This is a genomic window from Enterococcus sp. NBRC 3427 (genome assembly GCF_007996925.1).
GTDB classification, from domain to species: Bacteria; Bacillota; Bacilli; order Lactobacillales; family Enterococcaceae; genus Enterococcus_B; species Enterococcus_B lactis.
The window spans coordinates 17,199-28,827 of sequence record NZ_BJLL01000003.1 but is presented as its reverse complement, the minus strand read 5'-3'; the positions used below and the strand labels follow the sequence as shown (position 1 = coordinate 28,827).

Here is an 11,629-nt window from a genome sequence, read left to right as displayed (position 1 = left end):
GTACGAAAATATGATTCTAAGAAAATACATTCATTACCCGTTTTGTTTCATAGCTATAATTTTCTCTTCTTCTGGTGTCACGATGACTGTTTTCTGATTTTCATAAATGACGTAACCAGGTTTGGCACCATTTGGCTTGCGGATATGCTTCACCTGTACAAGATCAACTGGTACTTGGGCAGAATATCGATATTTTGAAAAATAGGCAGCTAACTCGGCAGCTTCGGTAATTGTTTCATCTGAAGGCTGATCACTTTTGATGATGACGTGCGAACCAGGGATATTTTTTGCATGAAGCCAATAGTCGGTTTTCTTAGCTGTTTTCATTGTCAGCTGGTCATTTTGAAGATTGTTTTTACCAACAAGAATGAGCGTTCCGTCAGAAGAAAAGTATTGATCAGGCTGAGATGGTTTCTTTTTCTTTTGTTTTTTCTGTGTCTTCTTTTTCAAATAGCCCTCAGCAGTCAATTCTTCTTTGATTGCTTCGATATCCATCGGACCGGCAATTTCCAGTTGAGACAAGACAGATTCAAGATATTGGATTTCATCTTTGGCTTCTTGGATTTGTTCGCCAATCAACTTAACGGCGTTCTTCAGCTTTTGGTATCGATGGAAATATTTCTGTGCATTTTGATTTGGCGTCAGTGCCGGATCTAATGCTATTTTGATTGGCCGATCTTCTTCATAATAATTAGGTAAAACAACTTCTTTTGCGCCACGTGGTACTTGTGTCAGAAAGGTAGTAAGTAGTTCGCCATCCCTACGGTAATTCTCAGCGTTTTCGGATTCTTTGAGTGTTTGTTCACGTTTTTTCAATTTATTTTTATTTCGTTTTAGTTCATTTTCGATTTTTCGGATCAGTTCTCCGCCTTGTTGTTTTGCTCGATCTTTCTCCGCTTTTTCATGATAATAGCTATCTAATAATTGACTGAGTGTTGGATAAGTTGTCACAGCAGATGCTTGTTCGGAAAATACTTGGTAAACAATTGGCGTAAAGAAATCTTTATTTGTCGTTTCGTAAAAAGTAGGAACTGGGTGATTGATGATCGATGAGAAAAATTCGTCCCAAACAACCATTTTTTCATTAGGACGTTCAAGCAATCTCTTGGTCAGCTCTTGAGCAGTATCGAAACCGATTCCCTGAAACTGATGTTGGATTGCTTTTGGTTCTAGTTCAGTTTGAGAAAGTCGCTGAAAGATTTTTTCTTTATCGGAGCTAAATGGATTCAAGACCTCTTGTTTTGGCGGAGCAATGTATTCTACGCCGGGAAGCAAAGAACGATAAGTGTTTTGAGAGCTTCCGATGTGTTTGATCGCGTCCAATATTTTCCCAGTTTCTTGATTAACTAAGACGATTGTACTATGACGCCCCATTAATTCAACGATCAATATGATATTCTGTAGATCGCCCAACTCGTTGCGCTTAGCAAAGTGAAAATGGATCACTCGATCGTTTTCGATTTGTTCGATGTTTTCTAAAATAGCACCATCCAAATATTTTCGAAGCATCATCACGAAGTTAGGTGGATTATCAGGATTCTGATAATCGATTTGGGTAATCTGTACACGAGCATAACTAGGGTGCGCAGATAATAATAATCGATGGTTTTTGCCGCGTGAACGAATCACCAGCACGATTTCATTTTCATAAGGCTGATGGATTTTCGAGATCCGACCAGATAGTAACGTTTCACGCAATTCGTTGACCATCGCATGGGTAAATACACCATCAAAGGACATGGTTCATTCCTCATTTCTTTTCATAAGTATGTTCATTATAACGAAAAAAAGAAGAAAAACCAATTTGTCCGAATAGTGAAGCAAAAGTCTAGAAAAAACTTGGACTAATTACATAAAAAACAGTGTTTCTATCGTTGAAATCCAAATTTTTAGGTATAATAAAAAATAGGAGAAAAAGTAGAAAAGAAGGTGTTTGTTATTTGGGAAGCAGTTAAATCGAGAGTACAAGAAATGAATGAACATTTCTCAGTGTCATTCGCAGAAAATCCAAGTAAGTATTTTCGACGTCTTGTGTTTCTGCTCATCTTATCATTGCTGCTAACAATTGCGATGTTTTTGTTGCCGGAAAAAATCCGAGAAGAGCAAGTAAATAGTCTTGTTTATTCATCCATACCAACCAGAAAATTAAAACCTTTTGATTACAGCCAAGCGGATCAGAAAATCAAACAAAGCCGAGCGATATCGGTGATGTTCAGCAAACCGAACGGGAAAACCTATCAGGATATGCTGGATGTCTTTAATGATCCTGAGCTTATGGAAGAATTGAATCGACCGATCTTTTATTATCCGATCGTTTATGATGTACATGAACTGGAACAAAAATATAACATACGAACGGATGAAGTGACATTTATTTTCTTTGATGGAGGAAAAGAAGCAAATCGGATAACTGCGGGTAAGGGAGGAATAACTGATTTTGATAAGGAGTTGATCCCTGAGCTGAATCGACTACCGTTAGCCAATATTAAACAATTAGAAGAAGAAATGGATAGAACAGGAACAGCTTCCCCAAACGCCGAGACTGCTAATTGAGTCGTTAGTGTGATGAAATGGTGGGTCTATATAGCGCTATTTTTAATTATCAGAACAAGTGATGTTTGATCTTCAAAATAACAAATGAAAAAAATGAAAAATATAGTTGACGAAATTCAAAAATTCGATTAGACTTAAATCAATTCTTAAGGAAAGGGTGACCTGTAATGAACTTATCAAAACGTATTTCAGCAGAGAACAAAAAAAATTGGCGCAGCTGGCGTAGATAAGTTGTATTAATGGTGAAACTTTCCCATAGATACAACTTTTTAGAGTGCATTTCTAAAGCTTGTATCTATGCTAGACATGAACATTGACTGCCGCATAGATCCTATCTATGCGGTTTTTTGTGTAAAGACAATGACCGTTTTGGCCATTGTCTTTTTTTGTAGACTGGATACTTGCCTGATTATAATAAATAAAAAGATTGACTTTGCAGGAGGAAAAAAATGAAAAACAAACGTTTAATAACAGTTGTAGTAATTATTTTAGTTTATTTAGCTGGTGCATTTATTTATGGAAAAGCCTCAGGAGAAAAAGAAAGTACTTCGACGAACCAGACAAAGAAAACAACAGTTGTCGGGGTATTGCAATATGTGAGCCATCCGGCATTAGATGAGATTTATCGAGGGATCAAAGATGGTCTGAAAGAAGAAGGATTAAAAGAAGGAGAAAATCTTGAAATCAAATTTCAAAATGGACAAGCCGATCAGAGCAAGCTAGCCACAATGAGTCAACAGCTAGTACAATCCGATCCTGATGTTTTGATCGGAATCGCAACGCCTGCTGCTCAATCATTAGCAAACACGACTTCGTCGATCCCCGTTGTACTAGGTGCTGTAACGGATCCTGTGGGGGCTGGATTAGTTGGTTCTTTAGAGAAGCCTGGTGGAAACGTGACAGGTGTTTCTGATCAGCCACCTGTTGCTTCACAAATCAAGCTTGCTTCTGATTTGTTGCCAAATGCAAAAAAAGTCGGGATCTTGTATGCTTCTTCGGAAGATAATTCAAAATACCAAGTCGCACAAGCGGAAGAAGCTGCAAAAAAAGAAGGGTTAGAAGCAGTAAAATATGCGGTGCCTTCCACTAATGAGATTGCACAAACGGTACAAGTGATGAGCCGACAAGTCGATTTTATCTATGTTCCATTAGACAATACGATTGCCAATGCGATGCAGACAGTGGTGAAAGAAGCGAATAAAGCAAATATCCCCGTCATTCCATCTGTGGATACAATGGTAGAACAAGGCGGACTAGCAACAATCGGGATCAACCAATATCAATTAGGGCTTCAAAGCGGTAAGATGGCGGCAGAACTTGCGAGCGGAAAAGAAAAACCGGAAACGACGCCTGTTTATACATTTGATCAAGGGGATACAGTGATCAATCAATCTCAGGCTGATCGCTTAGGAATCACTATTCCTCAATCGATGAAAGAAAAAGCCAAAATCATTACAGATGAGTCGCAACAAGAAACATCTAAGGAGGATGACAAATGATCGTATCAGCTATTTCACAAGGCATGCTTTGGGCAATATTAGGATTAGGGATTTTCATGACCTATCGGATCTTAGATTTTCCTGATATGACGACAGAAGGGTCCTTCCCATTAGGTGCTGCTGTCTGTGTGACAGCTATCACTCATGGGGTAGCACCGATTTTAGCTACGTTATTGGGCGTAGGCGCTGGTATGGTAGCAGGACTCATTACAGGGTTACTTTATACAAAAGGAAAGATACCGGTTATTCTAGCAGGGATTTTAGTGATGTCAGGATTGAACTCAGTTATTTTGTTTGTGATGCGAACACCAAATCTTTCTTTATTGAATCATCCGATTCTACAAGACAGCTTCCATCGCTTTGGGTTACCTGATTACTTTGACACAGTCCTTCTTGGCTTCATCTCTTTGGGCATCTTGATTGCTGTACTGCTATTCTTCTTCAATACAGATTTAGGTCAAGGCTATATTGCGACAGGAGACAACGAAACGATGGCTCGGTCGTTAGGGATAAAAACCGATCGTATGAAAATTTTAGGTTTAACTTTGTCGAACGGTGTCATTGCATTATCCGGTGCGCTGATTGCCCAGAACGACGGATATGCAGATGTAAATAAAGGGATTGGCGTAATCGTCATCGGTCTTGCTTCCATCATCATCGGTGAAGTGATCTTCCAAGAATTGACGCTAGCAGAAAGATTGATTGCTATTGTTGTCGGCAGTATCATTTATCAGCTATTGATTTTAGTAGTAATCAAACTAGGGTTTGACACGACTTATCTGAAGTTGTTCTCCGCTATCATCTTAGCTATTTGTCTGATGATCCCGCAATTGAAGAAAGCACTGAACTTAAAAACGGGTTTTGAGAAGGAGGCATAGTAATGACAGATATATTGACAATCAAAAATGGCAGAAAAGTCGTAAACAATGGAATGAATGAAGAGAAAGTACTATTGGATGAAATCAACCTTACAATCAGAGAAGGAGACTTCATCACTGTCCTTGGCGGGAATGGTGCTGGAAAAAGCACACTGTTCAATACAATCGCTGGTACGCTTCAACTCAGTCAAGGATCGATCTCTTTTAAAGATCAGCTGATCACAAAAGATTCAGAAGAAAAAAGAGCACGATTCCTTTCTCGGGTTTTCCAAGACCCTAAGATGGGAACGGCACCCCGGATGACTGTAGCAGAAAATCTGCTGCTTGCACAAAAAAGAGGGCAAAAGCGGAAATTCCGTTTACGTAACTTGAAAAATCAAAAAGAAGATTTTTTCAGACTATGTCAAGAAGTCGGTAATGGCCTAGAACAACATTTGGATACTCCAGCAGGGGAATTATCTGGCGGTCAACGCCAAGCATTAAGTTTGCTGATGGCGACGATCACGGCTCCTGAATTACTGTTATTAGATGAACATACTGCCGCTTTAGATCCTAAAACAGCTAAAGCATTAATGCAGTTAACCAATCAGCGGATCAATGAACAAAAATTGACTTGTCTCATGATCACGCATCGAATGGAAGACGCTTTGAAATACGGAAATCGTCTGATCGTACTTCAAAAAGGAAAAATCGTTCAGGATCTTTCTGAAAAAGAAAAGCAACATTTGACAATGGGCGACCTTTTGCAATTCTTTGAAGAAGTAGTGGATTGATTTCGACAGAAAGTCTCCTTCCAGTAGAAGGACTTGAAAACTCATTGACATCTTCCTTTGATTCATCCTATACTTAAAACAATAAACAATTGAACATATATGGGTGTTTTGTAGGATCGCGTAGTCAATGATTTTAACAATTAAATAGAATATTCTTTGCTCTGACAAGTGAACGATGAGAAAAGAATTTGCTACTTTGCCACCTAGACGTTTCGTACTTTTTCGTAACAAACGCTAAGTGGCTTTTTTTATTGAAGTAAGAACAAAGGAGGAATAAGATGATTTCTGGAAAAACCAAATTAGCTGGGCTCTTTGCTGATCCAGCTTCTCACAGTTTATCTCCATTGATGCACAATACTGCTTTTGAAGCAAACGATATCGATGCGGTGTATTTAGCTTTCAAAGTAAATCCAATGAATTTGAAGCAAGCAGTCGAAAGTATTCGAACTTTTGATATGTTAGGTGTAAACCTTTCGATGCCGAATAAAACAGCGGTTATTCCTTACCTGGATGAGGTAAGTCAGGAAGCACAATTGATCGGAGCAGTGAATACGATCGTGCACGAAAAGGGTCGTTTGATTGGCTATAATACCGATGGTGCGGGCTTCATGCAATCCGTGCAAGAAGCTGGGATTTCGATCGAAAAGAAAAAAATGACTCTACTGGGCGCTGGAGGTGCAGCAAAGGCAGTCACTGTTCAAGCAGCGTTAGACGGCGCTGAGGAAATCGTAGTTTATAAACGAAACAACCAAACATTCGCTCAAGTAAAAGAAACATTCGAACAACTCAGCTATCGAACTTCTTGTAAGATAAAAGTTCGTGACTTTGCCGATACGGATCAATTAAGAAAAGACTTGAAAGAAAGTTGCCTTCTAGTCAATGCAACAGATATCGGGATGGGAAAGAAAATCAATCAGTCACCGCTCTTAGATATAAACATGATGCATGAGAATCTAGCGGTTTTTGATTTGATTTATGAACCTAGAGAAACACGTTTATTAAAAGAAGCAAAAAAAGTAGGAGCAAAAGGATACAATGGACTTGGCATGTTGATCTACCAAGGAGCAATCGCGTTTGAATTATGGACAAAGGAAAAGATGCCGATCCATGTGATTGAAAAGCTGTTTGATTAAAGAAGGATAATAGATAAAGATTTTTTAATCTCGCATAAACGGTCTCAAGAAAAGTAATCCTTTATGTATCGAAGCATTTATTTCGTTATTTTTTATTAAATTATCAAAAAATGATAGGCTTTTGTCGATTGGTTATCGTATCCTTTATTTATCAGTAAGAAACGAGGAGGAACCACAATGAGTCGGATGGATCGCTATAAGGACATCCATAAGAAGGCGAAACCTCTGAAGCGGGATACGGGGAGTATTTTTGCTAGAAGAGAACGAAAACAAACGCGTATGGAAAATGAGGAAGATGCTACCCGTATTTATGAAAGAGAGCAGCACTCATTTGAACATTTGAACCAACACGAACAACAGATATATAGAGATGCACCAAGAGCAGAAGAACAACAAAAAAATAAAAAATTTTTCAATCGGCAAAAGAAGAACAAACCGTTGAAGCCTCGAAGAAAGCAATCGTGGAAAAAAATCATTCTATCGATTTTGCTTGTTTTGATCCTTTATTCAGGAATCTCATTTTTTATTGGTAAATATGTAGCTGAACATGACACGAGCTTAGAGGCAGCGACTTCAGAAACCTTTCATGGGCAAAAAGCGACGAATGGTGCGCATAATATTTTGATTCTTGGGAGTGATACACGCGGAGAAGATGCCGGGCGAGCCGATACGATCATGGTCTTACAGTTGGATGGTCCTTCCCATAAGCCGAAACTGATTTCTTTTATGCGTGACAGCTTCGTTACGATCCCAGGGGTAGGACAAAATAAGATCAATTCAGCTTATGCATACGGAGGAGCCAATCTAGTGCGTCAAACTTTAGTAGAAAATTTTGGAATCGATTGTCAATACTATGCGAAAGTCGATTTCAAATCGTTTGAAAAAGTGATCGATGCCTTATTCATGAACGGAGTGAAGATCGATGCAGAAAAAGATCTGAATCTGGATGGTGTAGATATTAAAAAAGGGATCCAGAAGATGGATGGACATGTTCTTTTGCAATATGCACGTTTCCGAATGGATGAAGAAGGAGACTTTGGCCGTGTCAGACGCCAACAACAAGTAATGAATGCTATTTTCAGCCAATTGAAGAATCCATTGAATCTGATCCGTGCACCTTATGCAGCTGGTAAAGCTTTAGGGTATACATCCACAGATGTCACTGCTTGGTTCCTGACGAAAAACCTCTTTTCGATTGCACGAGGAGCTGGTGGCATTGATCGAATAAGTGTGCCAGTAGACGGTTCGTGGAATTATGGGCAAAGTGATTATGCTGGAAGTATTCTTGAAATTGATAATCAAATGAATCAATCTGCTATTACAGATTTTTTGAATAAATGATCATAAAAAAGATCAAGAAGAAGCTACGGCAAGGCTTTTGTCATGAATCAATCAAACGATTCACTCGTAAAAAACGCTTTCTTATGGTAGATTATAACCAAGAAAGGAGCTGTTTTCATTGGATATCTATCTGAACTTCAAAAATGAGTCTCGTGAAGCCATCGCTTTTTATGAAAAAGTTTTTGAGACTGAAGCATCAGGTATCACCACATACGGTGAAATGCCTGGAATAGAACAAATGAACTTGCCAGAAGAAGCAAAAAATCTAATCACGAATGCACGGTTGAACATTTATGATACATTAGTTATGTTTGCAGATACGCCAGAAGGAATTGGTCCTGAATTAGTTGTTGGAAATAATGTTTCTTTAGTCATCCAGACAAGAAATGAAGAAGAAACGAAGCGTCTATTTGAAAGCTTAGCTGAGGGTGGTAAGATTGAGATGCCGCTGGATGCTGTTCCGTGGGCTCAGTTGTATGGGATGGTAACTGATCGATTTGGCATCAACTGGCAGATTAACCAAGAGTGACAGCTAAAGATATTTTCTAGAAACATCAAGCAGCAAACGGAACATCGTTTGTTTGCTTGATGTTTTTTGTGCCTATTTCGACTATACGGTATCTTTTTTTTATTGCCAGATGCGAAAATATGTTCCATAATAGAGAAGTCCGCAAAAAATTAAGTAACGGAGGTCAGAAGATGAAGACGGTGATACTAGCTGAAAAACCTTCACAAGCAAAAGCCTATGCCGAAACCTTCCAACAGCGAAAGCGGCATGAAGGGTATTATGAAATCAGCGATCCATTGTTTGCTGGTGAAGTAACCATCACTTATGGTTTTGGACATTTGGTAGATATGGTTGCTCCAGGAGCTTATGAAGAGCGTTGGGCAAAATGGTCTTTAGAAAATTTGCCTATTTTCCCAGAAACCTTCCGTTACGAAGTTCCAATGGACAAACGTGCACAATTTTCGATCGTAAAACGAGAATTGCAGTCAGCCGATACCATCATTATTGCAACAGATGGTGATCGAGAAGGTGAAGCCATCGCGTGGTCAATTATTCGACAAGCAAACGCCTTTTCTAAAGAAAAGAACTATTTGCGTTTATGGATCAATTCTCTTGAAAAAGAAGCAATATATGAAGGCTTTAAGAATCTCCAACCTGGAAAGAACTATTTTCCAAAATATAAAGAAGCGCAAGCAAGGCAGAATGCTGATTGGCTGATTGGAATGAACGGAAGCCCATTATATAGCTTACTGCTTCAACGAAAAGGGATTGATGGCAGTTTTTCTCTTGGTCGTGTACAAACGCCGACACTCTATATGATTTATCAGCTGCAAGAAGAAATCAAACACTTCAAAAAAGAAACCTACTTTGAAGGAGAAGGTTTAATTACGACAAACAAAGGACAGTTTTCTGGAAAAATCGTACCAAAAAAAGCATTTAAAACCCAAGAAGAGTTAACGAAGGAAATAGAGAGACTCGGAGCGCATTTAGGTAAGCAAAACGGACGGATTCTTGAAGTTATGAAAAAGGAAAAGAGGTTGCATAGCCCACGTTTATTTTCGCTATCTAGTTTGCAGACAAAGATGAATCAGCTAATGAAAGCAAGTGCTAAAGCCACACTTGATGCTGCTCAAGGACTGTATGAAAGCAAGTTTCTAAGCTATCCAAGAACGGATTCCTTTTACATCACAGAAAATGAGCATCAGTATCTGGTTAAACATCTGCAAAACTATAAAAAGTTTTTAGGAATAGAAGAAGTACAGACAACTGAGATCAGAGCAAAGAAACGGTATGTCGATGCGAAAAAAGTTCAAGAACATCACGCAATCATTCCGACAAAGACGATTCCGACTCCTGCACGCTTTGCGAAGCTATCTAAATTACAGCAAGCAATCTATTTGCAAGTCTTACGTACCACTGTGGCTATGTTTGCCGCAGATTATATTTATGAAGAGACGACTGTAATGACAGGTGTACAGCAATTAAAGCTAAAAAGCATCGGAAAGATCCCATTACAGCAAGGGTGGCAGGAAATCTTGCGCATCAAGTCAAAAAAGAAAGAAGCTCAGACTCTTCCTCTTATCGTAGAAAATGAAGAAGCAGAAGTAGAGCTGAAAAGTATGGAGAAAGAAACACAACCTCCGAAACCCTATACCGAAGGAACGTTGATCACAGCAATGAAAACTGCGGGAAAAACGCTGGATAATGATGAAGCGCAAGAAATCCTCAAAGAAGTAGAAGGAATAGGAACAGAAGCTACACGGGCCAATATCATTGAAAATCTTAAGCAGAAACATTACATCGAAGTCAATAAAAACGAAATAATCGTTACGCCAAAAGGAATCACTCTTTGTAAGGCAGTAGCTAATGAACCATTGCTGACAAGTGCAGAAATGACTGCACGCTGGGAAGGATACTTGAGAAAAATTGGTAACCAAGAAGGGACGCCATCTGTTTTTTTAGAGAACATCAAAAAATTCATCCTACATTTATTGACAGAAGTACCTAATCAAATCGATAAGGTAGATTTTTCAGATGAGATCAGCGGAACACGCCAGATAAAAGCGATGGAGAAGAAAAACGATCAATTAGGAAGATGTCCAAAATGTAAAAAAGGGACAGTCATGCTTTATCCTAAAATCGCTACATGCTTGAACCCGGAATGCGACTTCAAATTGTGGCCAACAGTAGCTAAAAAGAAGCTGACTAAAACGAATCTCAGAGATTTGCTTTCAAAAGGAAAGACAAGTAAAGTTGTCAAAGGTTTTACTGGTAAAAAAGGAAAATTCGATGCAGTTTTAGTATTAAAAGAAGATATGACGATTGGTTTTTCTTTTCCTTGGATCGAAAACAGTGGAACAAAAGCAGTTGATGGAAACAAAGAAACATCAAGAAAAAATAATGAAAACGAAGTAGAGTAAATGAAAACAATGAAATAGCAGAATATTTATTCCGAAAAGTGAGAATATAAATACTAATAAAACTAAAAAATATCAGTCAATCAAGCAAAAAAGTTAGGGTAGGCTGATTTTATATAGATAGCAAGGAGTTTTTTTATTTGAAAAAAGTGCATTCATTTTTAAATTATCTTATGGGAGCAATCACGATTGTGGCTGTGTACCAAGCATTTCTAAAGTATCCTGATTACGGGACGAAGTTGTTGTCATTGACGCACAATCAAACAGCATATTCACCAACGCTGATTTTATCGACTTTGACTGCAGGAGCTAAAAGCGCTACTTATTTTTTTCATAAAACGACAAGCATATTGAAGCGAAAGAAACAGCGTAAACAATTGTTGATGGTGGTAGCGGCTATGATTATTATTTATTTCCTACCAGTTATTACACAAGTATTCCATCAATATTTTGGTTAAGAATACGAGAGTTTGTGACAAAAGTCATGTCACAAACTTTTTTCTTTGTCATTTTTTCGTAAGAAAAAG

The 11,629-nt window shown here is 38.5% G+C and carries 10 protein-coding genes; 9 read left to right on the top strand and 1 reads right to left on the bottom strand.

Features of this window, described 5'->3' with window-relative positions; all coding sequences use genetic code 11:
* Window positions 1-33 precede the first annotated feature (33 nt).
* Window positions 34-1,740, bottom strand: a complete 1,707-nt coding sequence (efbA, locus tag ESP02_RS01185; protein WP_002372452.1) for a fibronectin-binding protein EfbA — start codon at window positions 1,738-1,740, stop codon at window positions 34-36.
* Between the two features lie 189 nt (window positions 1,741-1,929).
* On the opposite strand from efbA, the gene ESP02_RS01180 reads away from it, so the two are divergent.
* The 9 genes from ESP02_RS01180 to ESP02_RS01140 all read left to right on the top strand — a co-directional run bounded on the left by ESP02_RS01180 (window position 1,930) and on the right by ESP02_RS01140 (window position 11,560).
* Window positions 1,930-2,553, top strand: coding sequence for a hypothetical protein (locus ESP02_RS01180; RefSeq protein ID WP_002372636.1), 624 nt, complete (start codon window positions 1,930-1,932; stop codon window positions 2,551-2,553).
* A gap of 449 nt (window positions 2,554-3,002) precedes the next feature.
* Window positions 3,003-4,052, top strand: a complete 1,050-nt coding sequence (trpX, locus tag ESP02_RS01175; protein ID WP_038398910.1) for a tryptophan ABC transporter substrate-binding protein — start codon at window positions 3,003-3,005, stop codon at window positions 4,050-4,052.
* Window positions 4,049-4,930 carry an ABC transporter permease gene (locus ESP02_RS01170; RefSeq protein ID WP_002309295.1) on the top strand — a complete coding sequence of 294 codons (882 nt, stop codon included), beginning with the start codon at window positions 4,049-4,051 and terminating at the stop codon, window positions 4,928-4,930. The genes trpX and ESP02_RS01170 overlap by 4 nt, the downstream gene beginning before the upstream one ends.
* Before the next feature lie 2 nt (window positions 4,931-4,932).
* Window positions 4,933-5,703 carry an ABC transporter ATP-binding protein gene (locus ESP02_RS01165; RefSeq protein ID WP_002309294.1) on the top strand — a complete coding sequence of 257 codons (771 nt, stop codon included), beginning with the start codon at window positions 4,933-4,935 and terminating at the stop codon, window positions 5,701-5,703.
* 278 nt (window positions 5,704-5,981) lie between these two features.
* On the top strand, window positions 5,982-6,836 hold the full coding sequence (gene aroE / locus ESP02_RS01160) for a shikimate dehydrogenase (protein ID WP_038398913.1): 855 nt from the start codon (window positions 5,982-5,984) through the stop codon (window positions 6,834-6,836).
* Between the two features lie 177 nt (window positions 6,837-7,013).
* Entirely contained in the window at window positions 7,014-8,177 is a 1,164-nt protein-coding gene (locus ESP02_RS01155; protein ID WP_002400183.1) for an LCP family protein, read from the top strand.
* Between the two features lie 118 nt (window positions 8,178-8,295).
* Window positions 8,296-8,706 (top strand): VOC family protein, encoded by a 411-nt coding sequence (locus ESP02_RS01150; RefSeq protein WP_002299733.1) that lies wholly within the window; start codon window positions 8,296-8,298, stop codon window positions 8,704-8,706.
* 170 nt (window positions 8,707-8,876) lie between these two features.
* Window positions 8,877-11,105 (top strand): type IA DNA topoisomerase, encoded by a 2,229-nt coding sequence (gene topB, locus ESP02_RS01145; protein WP_044146630.1) that lies wholly within the window; start codon window positions 8,877-8,879, stop codon window positions 11,103-11,105.
* Between the two features lie 170 nt (window positions 11,106-11,275).
* On the top strand, window positions 11,276-11,560 hold the full coding sequence (locus tag ESP02_RS01140; protein WP_002400186.1) for a hypothetical protein: 285 nt from the start codon (window positions 11,276-11,278) through the stop codon (window positions 11,558-11,560).
* Window positions 11,561-11,629 lie beyond the last annotated feature (69 nt).